Raw genomic sequence first — 15,946 nt, forward strand, 5'->3', positions numbered from 1 at the left:
GGGGGCGAACCGAGGAGGATGCGGGATGGTGAGCGCGGCGCGGACCAGTGTGTGGCTGGAGGGCAAGGCGGCGGACCGCGGCCGTAAGTCCGGCCCCGGGGGTCAGCCCGCGGGCCTCGACCGCACCAAGATCATCGAAGCGACGGTACGGCTGCTGGACGCGGAGGGCGCGGCGAAGTTCTCGATGCGCCGGCTCGCGGCGGAGCTGAACGTCACCGCGATGTCGGTCTACTGGTACGTGGACACCAAGGACGACCTGCTGGAACTGGCGCTGGACGCGGTGTTCGGCGAGGTCCGCCTGCCGGACGTCGGCGCGGGGGCCCAGTGGCGCGAACAGCTGCGCGAGCTGGCGGTGGAGTACCGGGCGGTGCTGGTACGCCATCCCTGGGTGTCCCCGCTGATCGGCACGTTCCTGAACATCGGCCCGAACTCGATGGCGTTCTCGCTCGCGGTCCAACAGGTCATGCGCAACACGGGTCTTCCGCCGCACGGTCGGATGGGCGGCCTGTCGGCGGTGTTCCAGTTCGTGTACGGCTTCGGCACGATCGAGGGGCACTTCATCCAGCGCTGCGCGGCGGCGGGAGTGAGCCAGGACGAGTACTTCCGGGACGCGATGGGGACGGTGAGCGAACGGCCCGAGTTCAGGGAGATGCTGGCGACCGCGACGGAGGCGATGGAGGCGAGGGGCGGGTCGACGGTGGAGGAGATGAGGGAGCGGGACTTCGAGTTCGCGCTCGAGCTCCTGGTCGCGGGCATCGAAGCCATGGTGGCCCGCGCGTAAGGGTGCTCAGGCCCGTGGCCCAGGCACCCCACCGCTCAGGAAGGGCTGCGTCCCGGCGGGAAGCCGCCCGTCGCCACCGGACCCCATCTCACCGGCGTGACGCGGATGATCGACTTGCCCTGCTTGAGCATGGCTTCGCGGTACTCAGCCCAGTCCGGGTGCTCACCGCGGATGTTCCGGAAGTACTCCACCAGCGGTTCCACCGACTCCGGCGCGTCCAGGACCTCCGCCTCGCCGTCGATCTGGACCCAGGGGCCGTCCCAGTCGTCCGACAGGACGATCACGCTGACGTGTGGGTCCCGCTTCGCGTTGCGGGTCTTCGCGCGCTCGGGATACGTCGAGACCACGATGCGCCCCGAGTCGTCGACGCCGCAGGTGAGCGGTGAGCCCTGAGGCGTGCCGTCAGCGCGTCGGGTGAGGAGGATCGCCCGGTGACGGGGGCGTACGAAAGACAGCAACTCGTCCAGTTCCACCGCGGTATTGGTGGCGATGTTGGGTGCCATGCGTCGAAGCCTAGACCTCGCGCTCCTGAACCGCCTGGATCGTCAGCTCGACCTTCAGCGTCGTGCCGATCGCCGAGATACCCGTCTGCACCACCTGGTTGTAGTTCATCGCGAAGTCCTCCCGGCTCAGCGACGCCGTCGCGCGGACAGCGATCGGCGGGGCGGCAGGCCGTCCCTGCCTGCCGCCCCGTGTCCGGGCCGCCCGCCTCCGCTCGAAGCGCGCGGCCCGGAGTCTCGACTACTCGCCCGGGTGGGCGAGTTCGATGTCGTGGTCGTCCACTCCGCGACCGGCGACTGTCAGCGCGCCGGCCACCGGCGGGTACCCGGTCGCGATGACCGTGTACTCCCCCGCGTCCAGGTCGGCGAAGGCGTACGCCCCGTCGTCCCCGGTCGTCGCCGTGGCGACCACATGGCCCGCGGTGTCCACGAGCGTGACCCGGGCGTCGGCCAGCGGCCTGTGGTCCGGGCCGCCTCGTACGGTGCCGCGGACCAGCGCTCCTGACTGCAGGACCGCCTCGATCCGCGTGATGCCGTGGCCGGCGATCTCCACCGTGCGGGCCAGCGGGCGGTGACCGGACGCGTTCACGGCGACGGTGACCGGTCCCGGCACCAGGTCCGTGAAGGCGAACCAGCCGTCCTCCGCGGACTTTCCGGTGGCCAGCACATCGCCGCGGACATCCGTGACGATCACCATCGCGCCCTCGACCGGCGTCCCGCTCGCCGCGGCCCGCACGGTCCCGGCAAGACCGCTGGTGCCGGAGAGGAGGATGTCGTACGCCAGCGGCTCGTCACCCACGAGCACCGTGGAAGCCTGGGGCTGGAAGCCGTCGGCGGCGGCGATCAGCACATACGTGCCGGCGCCCGGCACCTCCAGTGCGTAACCGCCGTCCTGCTGGACGACCGAGCGGCCGAACTGCCGTCCGGCCGGCGAGATCAGCGTGACCGTGGCTCCGGGGACCGGCGCGCCTTCGGAGCCGCGCACCACACCGCGTACCGGAGTGCCGCCGGACGTCGCGACCACGGCGGTCTCCACGGCCTCCGGCACGGCTTCCGGCACCTCGACGGTCTCGGAAACCTGCGCGGCCGGCTCCAGCTTGTTGCTCTTCAGCGCCACTTCCTTGATGAACAGCGTCACCAGGAACGCGAGCAGCGCGAACGGCGCCGAGTAGAGGAAGATGTCGCCGACCCCGTGTCCGTACGCGCTCTCCATCACCGTACGGATCGGCGCGGGCAGCTTGTCCAGGTCCGGAATCCCGCCGCCCGCCGTGCCGCCGTGGCCCAGCGCCGCGCCCTGCGGGCCGAGTTCGGCGAGCCCGTCCTTGACGTAGTGCGTGACCCGGTTCGCCATCACCGCGCCGAGCGCCGAGACGCCGATCGCGCCGCCGAGCGAACGGAAGAACGTGACCACGGACGAGGCCGAGCCGAGGTCCTCCGGAGCGACCTGGTTCTGCGTGCAGAGCACCAGGTTCTGCATCATCATGCCGAGGCCGAGGCCCATGACCGCCATGTAGACGGCGATGTGCCAGTACTCCGTGTCGTACCGGATCGTGCCGAGCAGTCCGAGGCCCGCCGTCACCAGCACACCACCGCTTACCAGCCAGGCCTTCCAGCGGCCCGTCTTGGTGATGAACTGGCCCGAGACCGTGGAGGACAGGAACAGGCCCGCGATCATCGGGATGGTCATGACGCCGGACATGGTCGGCGACTTGTCGCGCGCCAGCTGGAAGTACTGGCTGAAGAAGACAGTGCCGGCGAACATCGCGACGCCGACGAATAGCGAGGCGAGCGAGGCCAGCGTGATGGTGCGGTTGCGGAACAGCCGCAGCGGGATGATCGGTTCGCTCGCCCTGGACTCGATGAGCAGGAAGAGCCCGCCGAGCGCGACCGCGCCGCCGACCATGGCGTAGGTCTGCCAGGACGCCCAGTCGTACTTGTCGCCCGCGAAGGTCACCCAGACCAGCAGCAGCGACACGGCGGCGCTGATGAAGAACGCGCCCGACCAGTCGACCTTGACCTGCCGCTTCACGACCGGCAGCTTCAGCGTCTTCTGCAGCACGATCAGCGCGATGAGCGCGAACGGGACGCCGACGTAGAAGCACCAGCGCCAGCCGAGCCACTCGGTGTCGGTGATGACGCCGCCGAGCAGCGGGCCGCCGACCGTTGCGACGGCGAACGTCGCACCGAGGTAGCCGCTGTACCGGCCGCGCTCCCGCGGCGCGATCATCGCGGCCATGATGATCTGCGCGAGAGCGGTGAGTCCGCCGACGCCGATGCCCTGCACGACGCGGCAGGCGATCAGCATGCCGGTGTTCTGCGACAGGCCGGCGACGACCGAGCCCGCCACATAGATGACCAGCGCGATCTGGACCAGCAGCTTCTTGTTGAACTGGTCCGCGAGCTTGCCCCACAACGGGGTGGTCGCCGTCATCGCGAGAAGGGCCGCGGTGACGACCCAGGTGTAGGCGCTCTGCCCGCCGTCGAGATCGGTGATGATCTCCGGCAGGGCGTTGGAGACGATGGTGGACGACAGAATGGCGACGAACATGCCGAGCAGCAGCCCGGACAGCGCCTCCATGATCTGACGGTGGGTCATCGGCGTATCGCCGGCGGCGGCGCCCGACGCGCCTCCGTGCTTGGCGTGGCCGCCCCGCACACCTGCTGGTGTGGTTGTAGCCATGTCCATCCTTTTCTTACGTGTCATTGCGCGGGTGTCGCGGGTGTACGGGAGTGGGGGTGCGGCTCTTCGTGGTGGTGCGCCCGGCAGTCTCCGAAGGACTCCCGCAGGCGGGCGAGCATCACGATCAGCTGTCCGACTTCGTCGTCGGACCAGTCCTTGAGGTTGCGGGCGAACATGTCGGTCGTCCGCCGCGCGAGCTCGTCGAGCATGTCGAGGCCCGCGGGGGTCAGCCGCAGGATGCGGGAGCGCTTGTCGCCCGGGTCCGGCAGCCGCTCGATCCAGCCGCGCTCCGCCGCATGGGCGACATGCCTGCTGGTCACGGACATGTCGACGGAGAGCAGCTCGGCGAGCCTGCTGATGCGCATCTCGCCGTTCCGGTCGAGCAGGGTGAGTACGGCTGCCGAGCCGGACGGGCACTCGGCGGGCAGCATCCGGGCGAGCCCGCGTTTCACCGCGCCGATCGCGCTGAGCTGACGGGCCAGTTCCGCGTACTGACTTCTTGCCGCCACGGCCTGTCCCTCCCAGCATCTTGTTGCTTAGGGCAACCATAAAAGCCGTTGGTTGCTGAAGGCAAACGAAAAGCGGGCTTGCAGTAGTAAAGGAACCCAAAAGGCTTCGCATGCCTCCGGTCATGGCGCGCTACCGGGGTCATCTGCTGCCTACCGGGGGTTGGGCCGTGCACCCCGGTTCGCTAGGGTCCTGACCCATGGCACACAACCCCCACGCTCCCCAAGGTCAGGGCCCCGAGGGCAACTACGACCCGGCGGGCAGCACCCAGATGTTCCGCGCCTTCGTCGACGAAGGCGCGCCCCAGCAGAGCGGCCGGGCCGCGGCGGCCCCCGCGCAGTCCGGTCCGCGCGTCGGGCTGATCGTCGGAGTCGTCGCGGTCATCGCGATCCTCGGCGCGGTCGCCTGGCTCGCTCTCTCCTGAGCCTCGCCCGTCCCGTAGGGCGGATCACTTCCAGACGGCGCTGACGTCCTGGGTCTCGATGTGCATGCCCAGGGGTACGCGCCAGGCGTCCACGCACACGGTGTACGCCTGCTTCTTCGCCGATCCCGCGGGGATCGGCGCGGGCAGCGGCTGAGCGGACTCGACGGTCGCCCAGTCGATGCCGAGCAGGCCGATGATGTGCGTCGCGAACGTGACGGTGCCCGAAGTCACGGGCGAACCGCCGGTGTTGCGGAACTCCACGGTCACCTTCTCGCACCAGCGCTGTTCCAGCGCGGACCGGATCGGCTCGGTGAGAGTGAGAAGCGCCGGTCCGGCGGGCGGTTGCCCGGGAGTCTGCGCGGGCGGTGTCGTCGGTGTGGTGCCGGTGCCGGGTGTGGTCGGCGTGGCGGGTGTGCCGCCCGAGCCGCCGGTGGTGCCCGAACCGTCCGAGCCCTCCGACCCGCCGCCCGAGCCTCCCGTCCCGCCGGCCGTGGATCCCGTACCACCACTCGTACCGCCGCCGCCGGGGACAGCCGGCAGCTCGCCTCCCGGCGCAGTCGTGCCGCTGCCCGACGGCCTCCCCGCCGGGCCGTCGGGCGGCGCGGCGCCGTCCAGCGGCACGAGGACTACTTTGCCCTTCGGCGGTACCGCGGCCGTAGGAGCCTCCTCGGGCCCCGACCCGGCGGCGCCGACCGCCACATAGCCGTCGCCGCCACCGCTCCCGCACGCGGTCAGCGCCCCGCCGAAGCAGAGTGCCGCCGCCGCGAGAGCCGCTGCTCCTTGACGTCGTCGCATCGCGCCAGTGTGTCTGACGCATCGTCAATAAGGAACCCCGGCCGCAGGGGTGTCGGTCGGATCAGGCCGGGGCTACCGGGCTCAGTCCGCGATCAGGCCGTCCCGCAGCTGCGCGAGCGTACGGGTCAGCAGGCGGGAGACATGCATCTGCGAGATGCCGACCTCCTCGCCGATCTGCGACTGCGTCATGTTGGCGAAGAAGCGGAGCATGATGATCTGCCGCTCGCGGGGCGGGAGTTTGGCCAGCAGCGGCTTGAGCGACTCGCGGTACTCCACGCCCTCCAGCGCACTGTCCTCGTACCCCAGACGGTCCGCCAGGGAGCCCTCGCCGCCGTCGTCCTCGGGCGACGGGGAGTCCAGCGAGGAGGCCGTATAGGCATTGCCGACGGCGAGTCCGTCGACCACGTCCTCCTCGGACACCCCGAGCACCACCGCCAGTTCGGGCACGGTCGGCGAGCGGTCGAGGCGCTGCGCCAGCTCGTCGCTGGCCTTGGTGAGCGCGAGCCGCAGCTCCTGGAGCCGGCGCGGCACGCGCACCGACCATGAGGTGTCGCGGAAGAAGCGCTTGATCTCGCCGACGACCGTCGGCATCGCGAACGTCGGGAATTCCACGCCCCGTTCGCAGTCGAACCGGTCGATCGCCTTGATCAGGCCGATCGTGCCGACCTGGATGATGTCCTCCATCGGCTCGTTCCGGCTGCGGAACCGGGCCGCTGCGTACCGGACGAGAGGCAGATTGAGCTCGATGAGGGTGTCGCGCACATAGGTGCGCTCCGGGCTGTCGCCGGTCCCTTGGTCGTCCAGCGCGCGGAGCCGCAGGAACAGGGAGCGGGAAAGAGTGCGCGTGTCGATGGCTTCCGAGCTGTCAGGCGTGACAGGTGCGGGAGCGCTCTTGGTGAGCGTAAGCACCTTCGAGCTGCCCTGTTCTGCGGACATGCCACCCCCTTGAGGTTCGCGGACGGTCGCGGTGGCCGCGACCATCGGAGGAACGCAGCCTGCACCTGAAATACCGGCCGCGAGGCTGCGGCAAACGCGCCTCCGGCAGAATGTCACATGTCGGCAACACGCTGTAGTGACATGTCGACAAGTATCGGGCCAAACTGCCCAGGAATCTGGGGGTGTGCGGTTTTTGGCGCGCTGAAATGGGCCGTTCGAGGTCTACCCGTTCCAGCTACGCCTCGATCCTGTTTGCGGATCGCAATCGGGCGAAGCTTCTCGCCAGAAGTCTTGACACATGCATCTGCGAGACACCCAGCTCCTGGCTGATCTGTGACTGCGTCAGATTGCTGTAGTAGCGCAGCATCAGGATCCGTTGCTCCCTTTCGGGCAGCTGCACGAGGAGATGGCGTACGAGATCGCGGTGCTCGACTCCGGCCAGCGCCGGGTCCTCGTAGCCGAGCCGGTCCAGCAGCCCCGGCAGCCCGTCGCCCTCCTGGGCCGCCTCCAGTGACGTCGCGTGGTACGAACGGCCGGCCTCGATGCAGGCCAGTACCTCGTCCTCGCCGATCTTCAGCCGCTCGGCGATCTCGGCGGTCGTCGGGGAGCGGCCGTGAGCCGTCGTCAGATCCTCGGTCGCGCCGTTGACCTGCACCCACAGCTCGTGCAGCCGGCGCGGCACATGGACGGTCCGTACGTTGTCCCGGAAGTACCGTTTGATCTCTCCGACGACCGTTGGCATCGCAAACGTCGGGAACTGGACCCCGCGGTCCGGGTCGAAGCGGTCGATCGCGTTGATGAGCCCGATCGTGCCGACCTGGACCACATCCTCCATCGGCTCGTTGCGGGAGCGGAAGCGGGCGGCGGCGTAACGCACCAGCGGCAGGTTGGCTTCGATCAGCGCCCCACGCACCCGGGAGTGTTCCTTGGTGCCCGGCTCGAGCGCCTTGAGCTCACCGAAGAGCACCTGGGTGAGCGCCCGGGTGTCGGCGCCTCGGCTCTGTGGTCTGGCGGCGTTCGCAGGAGGGTCGTCCGGCCGCTCGTTCTGGGGCGGCACCTGAGGCGCAGTACTGGCCGGCACGGTCACGCCACCCCTTCGCGGTCAACGCGGTCAACTTCGGTCCACTCATCCGTCAAAAGCGGTCATAGCATCACAAGACATGTCCACTGTGTGCAAGCACCTGATAACTCCGTGTTGAAGGCAAGTTGAGCCATAAACCTCAAAAACCCCCCGCCGTAGTGGCGAGGGGCCGGAAGAACAGGGGGCGGGGCTGTCAGAACTCGTAGTCCGCGATCACCCACGTGGCGAACTCGCGCCACTGTGCCGCGGCCGCCTGATGGGCCGGATGCTCCAGATACCGCTGCAGCGCATCGCGGTCGGCGACCGCGGAGTTGATCGCGAAGTCGTACGCGATCGGCCGGTCCGTGATGTTCCAGGCGCACTCCCAGAACTCCAGCTCGGGCACGAGCCCGTCGAGCTCCCGGAAGGCCTGCGCGCCGGCGACCACACGCGGCTCGTCGCGCTCGACACCCTCGTTGAGCTTCAAGAGGACCAGATGGCGGATCAAGGGGGTGCTCCCGCTGCTAATTGACGATCTCGGTCATGAACTCGCCGACGCCCTGAGCGGCGCTCGATATGCCCTCGAACCCTATCTGGACCAGGTCGGCGGCCTTGGCCGGGGACGTGATGATCGTGTACAGCACGAAGACGACGACCACATAGAGAGCTATCTTCTTCGTTTGCACCATCAGCCCCTGCCTCCCCTGCGATTCTTGGCCCCTGTGGCTCGATCGTGCAGGCGGGCGTGAGTCTAACCGAGCCCTTGACGGCCAAGGGCCCGGCCATCGGGGCCTTTTGCGGAGCTTCTTCTCCGCTTCTTCTTCGCGTGCCCCAGGACAGTCTGCGGACAGTCTGCGGACAAGCGGAAGGGCCCCGGCGCGATGCGCCGGGGCCCTTCCACAAGAGCGGTAGCGGAGGGATTTGAACCCTCGGTGACTTGCGCCACACTCGCTTTCGAGGCGAGCTCCTTCGGCCGCTCGGACACGCTACCGGGAGAGAGCTTAGCCCAAGGTGGGCCATGCGATGAAATCCGTATCAGCGCTCGCGGAAGAAGGCCGTCAGCATCCTCGCGCACTCCTGCTCCAGCACGCCGAGGACGACCTCCGGCCGGTGGTTGAGCCGCCGGTCCCGTATGACGTCCCACACGGAGCCGGCCGCGCCCGCCTTCTCGTCCCGCGCGCCGTAGACCACCCGGTCCACCCGGGACTGCACGATCGCGCCGGCGCACATCGTGCACGGCTCCAGCGTGACGACGAGTGTGCAGCCGGTCAGCCGCCAACTGCCGAGCTCCGCCGCCGCCCTGCGGATCGCCAGCACCTCGGCATGCGCCGTCGGGTCGCCGGTCGCCTCGCGTTCGTTGTGCCCCGAGGCGAGCACCGTGCCGTCGCGCGCCAGCACGACGGCACCGACCGGCACATCGCCGGACAGCGCCGCGCGCTCCGCCTCCGCCAGGGCGAGACGCATCGGCGCCTCCCAGGGGTCGCGTACCGGGTCGTGCCCATGGGCCGGCGGTACGCGACCGGATGCCGTTCCCGTCACTAGCGGACGGTCTCCAGCACGTCGGCGGCGCCCAGCGCGTCCGCGATCTCCAGCAGTGCGTCGGTGTCCAGTGCCAGCAGCTCCTTCTCCGAGAGGCCGAGATCCATCAGGATGTCCCGGTCGCCGACCGGGCCTGCGGGCACCGTCTCGGCGGCCGTGCCGGAGTCGGCGTCCTCGTCGTCGCTGTCGTCGTCCGGCTCCCCGTCTTCGGTGCCGTCGAGGTCCAGCGTGTCGAGGTCGTCGGCCGGGTCGTCATCGTCCCTGCCGAGCAGTTCGTTGGTGAGGATCTCCCCGTACGAGGAGCGTGCGGCCGCGGCCGCGTCCGAGACGTAGATACGAGGATCCTCCTCGCCCTCCACGCGGACGACGCCGAACCAGGCGTCCTCCTGCTCGATGAAGACGAGCACCGTGTCCTCGTCCACCGAGGCTTCGCGGGCCAGGTCGGTCAGATCCGACAAGGTCTCCACATCGTCGAGCTCTGTGTCGCTCGCTAGCCACCCGTCATGAGTGCGCGCGAGCAGTGCGGCGAAGTACACCGTGACTCTCCCACTGATCAGAGGTGTGACGACCGGCGGTGCGCTGCTCTGTGCCCCGCCCACTCGGAATCGTGGCAGAAACCAGGGCTTTGCGAGAGGTCTTCCGTCGTTGCGTCGGCCATCAGTTCTTACAAGGACCTTTTACGAGGTGCCCGCTACCAGCGGAAGGTCCGCATGCGCATCTGCTGGCGCATCCTTGCCGCCCGGGCCCTGCGGGGCTGTACGCGGTCGCGCAGCGCCTTCGCCTCATTGAGTTCGCGGAGGAACTGGGCGCGGCGGCGCCTGCGCTCCGCATCGCTCTCGGTTTCGCTCGCTATCTCGTACTGCTCGGGCTCCGGCATCGCCACACCACCCCAAGGATCCGTACGCACCTACCTTCCCTCCGGAACCGTTCCCGATGCCACCCCGGGCTACTGTTGAGCGCATGCGGATCCACGTTGTCGACCACCCTCTGGTGGCGCACAAACTCACCACGCTGCGCGATCAGCGCACCGACTCCCCGACCTTCCGGCGCCTCGCCGACGAGCTGGTCACCCTGCTCGCCTACGAGGCCACCAGGGACGTGCGCACCGAACTGGTGGACATCAAGACCCCGGTGACCGGGACGACGGGCGTCAAGCTCTCGCACCCGCGGCCGCTGGTCGTACCGATCCTGCGGGCCGGCCTCGGCATGCTCGACGGCATGGTGCGGCTGCTGCCGACCGCCGAAGTGGGCTTCCTCGGCATGATCCGCAACGAGGAGACGCTGGAGGCCTCGACGTACGCGACCCGGATGCCGGAGGACCTCTCCGGCCGCCAGGTGTACGTCCTGGACCCGATGCTGGCCACCGGCGGCACGCTGGTCGCGGCGATCCGCGAGCTGATCAAGCGCGGCGCGGACGATGTGACCGCGGTCGTGCTGCTTGCGGCGCCGGAGGGCGTCGAGGTGATGGAGCGCGAACTGGCGGGGACGCCGGTCACGGTCGTCACGGCGGCGGTCGACGAGCGCCTGAACGAGCGCGGCTACATCGTCCCGGGCCTGGGCGACGCGGGCGACCGCATGTACGGCGCGGCGGAGTAGCACCCGCGCAGCCCCCTTACCCGAGGTTCAGCACTTTCCGGAAGGCGCGGGTGCCGGGCGCGCGAGGATCGCGAGTGCGGCGTCCGCGTCCGGCTTTGCCGTCAGCGCGGTGAACGCGGTGCCGAGGATCAGGTCCACGTCCGCGGTCTTGCGTGCGTCCGTCTTGGTCGTGGCGCCCTTCAGCTGCGTTCCCAGAACCGAGAACGGTCCCTTGGACGCCGACGGCGCGCCGAGCAGCATTCCGGGGCCCGCGACCTTCTTGTCGTACGCGGCCGGCGCGTTGCCGACCTTGCCGATTGCGAAGCCACGTTTCTTCAGTTCGTCGGCCGCGGCCTTGGCGAGTCCGCCGCGCGGAGTCGCGTTGTAGACGTTCACCGTGATCTGGCTCGGCTTCAGCGTCACCAGAGGCACGGCCGAGGGCTTCGGCGCGGGCTTGCAGTCCGTCTTGCCGGCGGCTGTCGTCTGCTTCTCGTCGCCGGTGAAGACGTCGATGAGCTGCAGTGTTCCCCAGCCGGCCAGGCTGAGTGCGACCGCCGCGGCGATCACCGCAAATACGATCCTGCGGCGGTTGCGAGGGCGTCGCATCCGCGGGTACTTGGAGCCCGTGATGCGGTACTTTCCGCCCATGCCGGGGGGAGTCAGCATGCTCATGGGCGCAGCGTAATGCGACCCAGTGCCAAGCACTACTAAACGATCAACCGATTGCGTCCGTACGGCCGTGAATGTGCCCGAACGGGTCAGTGAAGGGTCGTTCGGGGAGTGCGACGCGGAAGTCCGTGGTGGCCGCTCAGCCCAGCTCGAGCACCCGGGCGTGCAGCACCTGGCGCTGCTGCAGCGCGGCGCGCACGGCGCGGTGCAGACCGTCCTCCAGATAGAGGTCGCCCTGCCACTTCACGACATGCGCGAAGAGGTCGCCGTAGAACGTGGAGTCCTCGGCGAGCAGCGTTTCGAGATCGAGCTGGCCCTTGGTGGTGACGAGCTGATCGAGGCGGACCGGGCGCGGCGCGACATCCGCCCACTGCCGGGTGCTTTCCCGGCCGTGGTCGGGATACGGCCGCCCGTTACCGATGCGCTTGAAGATCACACGGAAAGCCTACCGGTCAAGCGGCTCCGGGCGCAGCCATGGCGAGCGAGTGCGATTCTGGGCAAAATTACGCAAACCGGAAACCAGGGGACTCTTATGGCCGAGCGGTTGCCGCAGCCCGCGCAGGAGATCGCCTCCGGATACGCCCTCACCGGCGCGGCTCTCGACCTCGGCGCATTGCTCTGGGACGGTCAGTGCCATCCCGACGCGAAGATCCGTATCCCGCTGTCCATGCTCAACCGGCACGGCCTGGTCGCCGGCGCGACCGGCACCGGAAAGACCAAGACGCTGCAGCTGATCGCCGAACAGCTCTCCACGAACGGCGTGCCCGTCTTTCTCGCCGACATCAAGGGCGACGTGTCCGGGATCTCGGCGCCCGGCCGGGCGAACGAAAAGGTCCAGGAGCGGGCCGGGCAGGTCGGCCAGGAGTGGGAGGCCAAAGGCTTTCCGTGCGAGTTCTACGGGCTCGGCGGCATCGGCCCCGGAATCCCGGTCCGCGCGACCGTCACCAGCTTCGGACCCGTGCTCCTGTCCAAGGTGCTCCAGCTCAACCAGACGCAGGAGCAGTCGCTCGGGCTGATCTTCCACTACGCCGACTCCAAGGGCCTCGAGCTGGTGGATCTCAAGGATCTGCGGGCCGTGGTGGCCTTCCTGGTGTCCGACACCGGCAAGGCGGAGCTGAAGAACGTCGGCGGCCTCTCGACCGCGACGGCGGGGGTGATCCTGCGGTCGATCACCGCCTTCGAGCAGCAGGGCGTGAGCGGTTTCTTCGGCGAGCCGGAGTTCGACACGGCTGAGCTGCTGCGTACGGCGCCGGACGGGCGCGGGCTCGTGTCCGTACTGGAACTGCCGGCCGTGCAGGACAAGCCGCAGCTGTTCTCGACGTTCCTGATGTGGCTGCTGGCGGACCTCTTCGGCGATCTGCCGGAGGTCGGCGATGTGGAGAAGCCGAAGCTGGTCTTCTTCTTCGACGAGGCGCATCTGCTCTTCAACGGGGCGTCGAAGGCGTTCCTGGACTCGATCACCCAGACCGTGCGGCTGATTCGCTCGAAAGGGGTCGGCGGGTTCTTCGTCACGCAGACGCCGAAGGACGTGCCGTCCGATGTGCTGGCGCAGCTCGGCAACCGGGTGCAGCACGCGCTGCGCGCGTTCACGCCGGACGACGCCAAGGCGCTGAAGGCGACGGTGAAGACCTTCCCGAACTCGCCGTACGACCTGGAAGAGGTGCTGACCGGGCTCGGGACCGGCGAGGCGGTGATCACCGTGCTGAGCGACACGGGCGCGCCGACGCCGGTCGCTGCGACGAGGCTGCGCGCGCCGCAGTCCTTGATGGGGCCGATCGACGCGGCGGAGCTGGAGGCCGCGGTGAAGGCGTCGGAGCTGCACGGGCGCTATGCCGAGGCGGTGGACCGCGAGTCGGCGTACGAGAAGCTCACGGCGGAGGCCGCCGCGGCTTCCGAGGCCGCCGCGCGGGAGGCCGAGCCTGCGCGTCCTGCCGGGGCTGCCCGGAAGGACGAGTCGCTGGCGGAGCAGGTGATGGGCAGCGGGATCTTCAAGTCGCTGGCGCGCTCGATCGGCACGCAGGTCGGCCGCGAGATCTCCCGCTCGCTCTTCGGCACGGCCCGCCGCCGGAGATAGCTCCGGCGGCGGGCCTGGCGCGGAACTACTCGGTCACTTCGTGGTCGTGGCCGTCGTGCAGGCCGCCGCCGCTGCCCGCGTCGCCGTCCGTCGGGACGGTGACAACGGGCTTGTTCAGCGAACTGAGGTCGTGGGTGTAGGTGCCCACCGCGTTGGCGATGATGCCGATGTTGGCGGTGAACGCCGTCATGTTGATGTTGCTCAGGTTGTCGCCGGCCGCGTGGTAGTTCACGTCGTACGCGACTCCCGCCGTGCCGCCGAACTTCGCCGCCTGGGCCGCCGTCTTGATGCCCTCCGCGCCGGTGAACGTGCCGCCGGACGGGATGCCGACCTCGATGAACGGGCCGTAGTCGGAGCGGCCGGTGAAGTCAGTGCCCTCGTGCGGCGTGCCCCGCTTGTCGAGGAACTCGTTGATGTCGCGCTCGAGTTGTGCCGAGCCGGCCGGGCCGGGGCCCGCGCCGACGCCGTCCGAGTCGTCGCCGTCGTAGACGAAGAGCCCGTAGTTCGGCGAGGCGATCATGTCGAAGTTGAGATAGAGCTTCACCTCTTTGCGGTCGAGGCTGCTCATGTTCGCGACGTAGTGCTCCGAGCCGAGCAGGCCCAGCTCCTCCGCCGACCACCAGGCGAAGCGGACCTTGTTGGCCGGCCGCTTCTCCGCCTTGGCCAGCTCCTCGGCGACCTCCAGCAGACCGGCGGAGCCGGAGCCGTTGTCGTTGATGCCGGGGCCCGCGACGACCGAGTCGAGGTGCGAGCCGAGCATCACGGTGTTGGCGGCGTTGCCGCCGCGGGTCTCCGCGATGACGTTGTTGGTGGAGCGCTTCTGCTGCAGCTCGCGAATCTCGAACGAGATGTTGACCGGACCGGCGGCGACGTCCGCTGCGAGCTTGTTGCCCTCGGCCAGGGTGACTCCGCCGGTGGGTATCTTGCCGGCGGCCGGGTCGCCGAGGGTGCCGGAGAGCGCGCCGTCGGTGTTGTTGTAGATGACCGCGCCGACCGCGCCCGCGACTGCCGCGGCGTCCTGCTTCGCGGCGAAGGTGCAGCCGCCGCGCTTGATCAGCGCGATCTTGCCGGTGAAGTTCCCGGTGGCGTAGTCGGTGGGCTCGCAGCCCGGGGTGGCGTCCACCGGCACGGCGGCCAGGTCGGCCTTGATGCCGCCCACCGGAGTGGACTTGGTGTACGTCATCGCCTTGATCTCGACATCGCGCGGCGCGGGCGTGATCACGGAGAGCTTCTCGGCCAGCGTCTCGGTGTAGATGAAGTCGAACTGCTGGTACGAGACGTTGTAGCCGTACTTCTTCAGCTGCTGGTAGACGTACGCGGCGGAGGCGTCGTGTCCGAGGGTGCCGGCGGCGCGGTTGCCGCCGGTCGAGTCGGCTATCTGCTGGAACTTCTTCAGGTGCTTGTGTGCGTCCGTGGCGGACGCCTTGCCGACCAGCTTCTTCGCCAGCTTCGACGCATCTTTCGCCGCTTGCTCACCAGGAGCGGGGCGGTGGGCGGCGGCAGGGGAGGCGGATGCCAGCAGGAGCGGGGTGGCGATTGCGGCTGCGGCCAGAGTGGCCACGGCTCTGCGACGGGTTGCCTTCACAGAGTTCCTTCCCGGTGTGAACGAGGTTGAGGGGAAGTTAGCGATGTCCCAGACTTCTGTGAACGGTTGTGCCGCAACTCACGCCGCATTTCATCGCATTGACACCAGGACGTGATCACTCCACTTCAACACGCCGAGCGCCCACACCGAGCGCCGCGCCGAGCACCCTCGCCGAGGTCAGCCGCCTTTCTCCGCCTTCGCCGCCCGCTTCATCTCCTGCTTGTGCGCCCGCACCTTGGCCAGCGACTCGGGCCCGGTGATGTCGGCGGCCGACCGGAACGAGCCCTTTTCGCCGTACGCCCCCGCCGCCTCCCGCCAGCCCTCCGGCTGCACGTCGAACTGCTTGCCCAGCAGCGCCAGAAAGATCTTCGCCTTCTGCTCGCCGAACCCGGGCAGCGCCTTCAGCCGCGCCAGCAGCTCCTTGCCGTCGGCCACATCCCGCCACACGGCGCTCGCGTCACCGCCGTACTCGTCGACCAGGTACTGACACAGCACCTGCACGCGCTTGGCCATGTTGCCCGGGTAGCGGTGGACGGCGGGCTTCTCTTTCAGCACCTCGGCGAAGGCGTCGGGGTCGTACGCGGCGATCGCGGCGGCGTCCAGATCGTCGCTGCCCATCCGCTGCGCGATGGTGTAGGGCCCGGAGAACGCCCACTCCATGGGCACCTGCTGGTCGAGCAGCATCCCGACGAGCGCGGCGAGCGGACTGCGGCCGAGCAGTTCGTCGGCCTCGGACTGCTGGGCGAGATGAATCGTGGCCATGCCACGATGATCGCGCGGCGGTGGGTGCGCCGCCAGTGAAAGGGGCGTCCTGGGAGCGG

19 protein-coding genes and 1 tRNA gene are annotated in these 15,946 nt (G+C 69.1%); 4 read left to right on the forward strand and 16 right to left on the reverse strand.

Going from position 1 to position 15,946, the window contains the following annotated elements; translation table 11 throughout:
• Window positions 1–25 precede the first annotated feature (25 nt).
• Window positions 26–781 (forward strand): TetR/AcrR family transcriptional regulator, encoded by a 756-nt coding sequence (locus ACH4YL_RS06670; RefSeq protein ID WP_398505435.1) that lies wholly within the window; start codon window positions 26–28, stop codon window positions 779–781.
• Between the two features lie 35 nt (window positions 782–816).
• On the opposite strand, the gene ACH4YL_RS06675 is transcribed toward ACH4YL_RS06670, so the two are convergent.
• The 3 genes from ACH4YL_RS06675 to ACH4YL_RS06685 all read right to left on the reverse strand — a co-directional run bounded on the left by ACH4YL_RS06675 (window position 817) and on the right by ACH4YL_RS06685 (window position 4,470).
• Complete coding sequence (locus ACH4YL_RS06675) at window positions 817–1,284, reverse strand: PPOX class F420-dependent oxidoreductase (RefSeq protein ID WP_398505436.1); 468 nt, start codon at window positions 1,282–1,284, stop codon at window positions 817–819.
• 238 nt (window positions 1,285–1,522) lie between these two features.
• The gene (locus ACH4YL_RS06680; RefSeq protein WP_398505437.1) at window positions 1,523–3,961 is read right to left on the reverse strand and encodes an MFS transporter; all 2,439 of its coding nucleotides are present in this window, start codon (window positions 3,959–3,961) and stop codon (window positions 1,523–1,525) included.
• A 20-nt stretch (window positions 3,962–3,981) separates the two neighbouring features.
• The gene (locus ACH4YL_RS06685) at window positions 3,982–4,470 is read right to left on the reverse strand and encodes a MarR family winged helix-turn-helix transcriptional regulator (RefSeq protein WP_398505438.1); all 489 of its coding nucleotides are present in this window, start codon (window positions 4,468–4,470) and stop codon (window positions 3,982–3,984) included.
• Between the two features lie 197 nt (window positions 4,471–4,667).
• Here ACH4YL_RS06685 and ACH4YL_RS06690 point away from each other — a divergent pair, with 197 nt between their 5' ends.
• Window positions 4,668–4,892 (forward strand): hypothetical protein, encoded by a 225-nt coding sequence (locus ACH4YL_RS06690; protein ID WP_398505439.1) that lies wholly within the window; start codon window positions 4,668–4,670, stop codon window positions 4,890–4,892.
• Window positions 4,893–4,916: 24 nt separating this feature from the next.
• On the opposite strand, the gene ACH4YL_RS06695 is transcribed toward ACH4YL_RS06690, so the two are convergent.
• The 9 genes from ACH4YL_RS06695 to ACH4YL_RS06735 form a co-directional block, all read right to left on the reverse strand.
• Window positions 4,917–5,687: a hypothetical protein gene (locus tag ACH4YL_RS06695; RefSeq protein ID WP_398505440.1), complete on the reverse strand. Its 771-nt coding sequence runs from the start codon at window positions 5,685–5,687 to the stop codon at window positions 4,917–4,919.
• A gap of 81 nt (window positions 5,688–5,768) precedes the next feature.
• On the reverse strand, window positions 5,769–6,623 hold the full coding sequence (locus tag ACH4YL_RS06700) for an RNA polymerase sigma factor SigF (RefSeq protein ID WP_398505441.1): 855 nt from the start codon (window positions 6,621–6,623) through the stop codon (window positions 5,769–5,771).
• A 235-nt stretch (window positions 6,624–6,858) separates the two neighbouring features.
• The gene (locus ACH4YL_RS06705; RefSeq protein ID WP_398505442.1) at window positions 6,859–7,704 is read right to left on the reverse strand and encodes an RNA polymerase sigma factor SigF; all 846 of its coding nucleotides are present in this window, start codon (window positions 7,702–7,704) and stop codon (window positions 6,859–6,861) included.
• 193 nt (window positions 7,705–7,897) lie between these two features.
• The gene (locus ACH4YL_RS06710; protein ID WP_398505443.1) at window positions 7,898–8,191 is read right to left on the reverse strand and encodes a Dabb family protein; all 294 of its coding nucleotides are present in this window, start codon (window positions 8,189–8,191) and stop codon (window positions 7,898–7,900) included.
• 16 nt (window positions 8,192–8,207) lie between these two features.
• The gene (locus ACH4YL_RS06715; protein WP_398505444.1) at window positions 8,208–8,372 is read right to left on the reverse strand and encodes a hypothetical protein; all 165 of its coding nucleotides are present in this window, start codon (window positions 8,370–8,372) and stop codon (window positions 8,208–8,210) included.
• Window positions 8,373–8,589: 217 nt separating this feature from the next.
• Window positions 8,590–8,674 (reverse strand) — tRNA-Ser (locus ACH4YL_RS06720).
• A gap of 44 nt (window positions 8,675–8,718) precedes the next feature.
• Window positions 8,719–9,147 (reverse strand): tRNA adenosine(34) deaminase TadA, encoded by a 429-nt coding sequence (tadA, locus tag ACH4YL_RS06725; protein ID WP_398505445.1) that lies wholly within the window; start codon window positions 9,145–9,147, stop codon window positions 8,719–8,721.
• Window positions 9,148–9,221: 74 nt separating this feature from the next.
• On the reverse strand, window positions 9,222–9,758 hold the full coding sequence (locus tag ACH4YL_RS06730; RefSeq protein ID WP_398505446.1) for a hypothetical protein: 537 nt from the start codon (window positions 9,756–9,758) through the stop codon (window positions 9,222–9,224).
• Window positions 9,759–9,913: 155 nt separating this feature from the next.
• On the reverse strand, window positions 9,914–10,099 hold the full coding sequence (locus tag ACH4YL_RS06735; RefSeq protein WP_398505629.1) for a hypothetical protein: 186 nt from the start codon (window positions 10,097–10,099) through the stop codon (window positions 9,914–9,916).
• A gap of 83 nt (window positions 10,100–10,182) precedes the next feature.
• Between ACH4YL_RS06735 and upp the strand changes: the two genes are divergently transcribed.
• A complete protein-coding gene (upp, locus tag ACH4YL_RS06740) occupies window positions 10,183–10,818 on the forward strand; it encodes a uracil phosphoribosyltransferase (protein ID WP_398505447.1) in 636 nt (211 codons plus the stop codon).
• 27 nt (window positions 10,819–10,845) lie between these two features.
• Here the strand turns inward: upp and ACH4YL_RS06745 are convergent, their stop codons facing one another.
• The gene (locus ACH4YL_RS06745) at window positions 10,846–11,469 is read right to left on the reverse strand and encodes a LytR C-terminal domain-containing protein (RefSeq protein WP_398505448.1); all 624 of its coding nucleotides are present in this window, start codon (window positions 11,467–11,469) and stop codon (window positions 10,846–10,848) included.
• 136 nt (window positions 11,470–11,605) lie between these two features.
• The gene (locus ACH4YL_RS06750) at window positions 11,606–11,902 is read right to left on the reverse strand and encodes a type II toxin-antitoxin system VapB family antitoxin (RefSeq protein ID WP_003955420.1); all 297 of its coding nucleotides are present in this window, start codon (window positions 11,900–11,902) and stop codon (window positions 11,606–11,608) included.
• Between the two features lie 96 nt (window positions 11,903–11,998).
• On the opposite strand from ACH4YL_RS06750, the gene ACH4YL_RS06755 reads away from it, so the two are divergent.
• Window positions 11,999–13,540, forward strand: a complete 1,542-nt coding sequence (locus ACH4YL_RS06755; protein ID WP_398505449.1) for a helicase HerA-like domain-containing protein — start codon at window positions 11,999–12,001, stop codon at window positions 13,538–13,540.
• Window positions 13,541–13,565: 25 nt separating this feature from the next.
• Here the strand turns inward: ACH4YL_RS06755 and ACH4YL_RS06760 are convergent, their stop codons facing one another.
• On the reverse strand, window positions 13,566–15,101 hold the full coding sequence (locus ACH4YL_RS06760) for a M28 family metallopeptidase (protein ID WP_398505631.1): 1,536 nt from the start codon (window positions 15,099–15,101) through the stop codon (window positions 13,566–13,568).
• Window positions 15,102–15,302: 201 nt separating this feature from the next.
• Window positions 15,303–15,887, reverse strand: a complete 585-nt coding sequence (locus ACH4YL_RS06765) for an HhH-GPD-type base excision DNA repair protein (protein ID WP_398505450.1) — start codon at window positions 15,885–15,887, stop codon at window positions 15,303–15,305.
• Window positions 15,888–15,946: the final 59 nt, after the last annotated feature.

Source organism: Streptomyces sp. NPDC020681 (assembly GCF_044334895.1).
Taxonomy (GTDB): Bacteria; Actinomycetota; Actinomycetes; order Streptomycetales; family Streptomycetaceae; genus Streptomyces.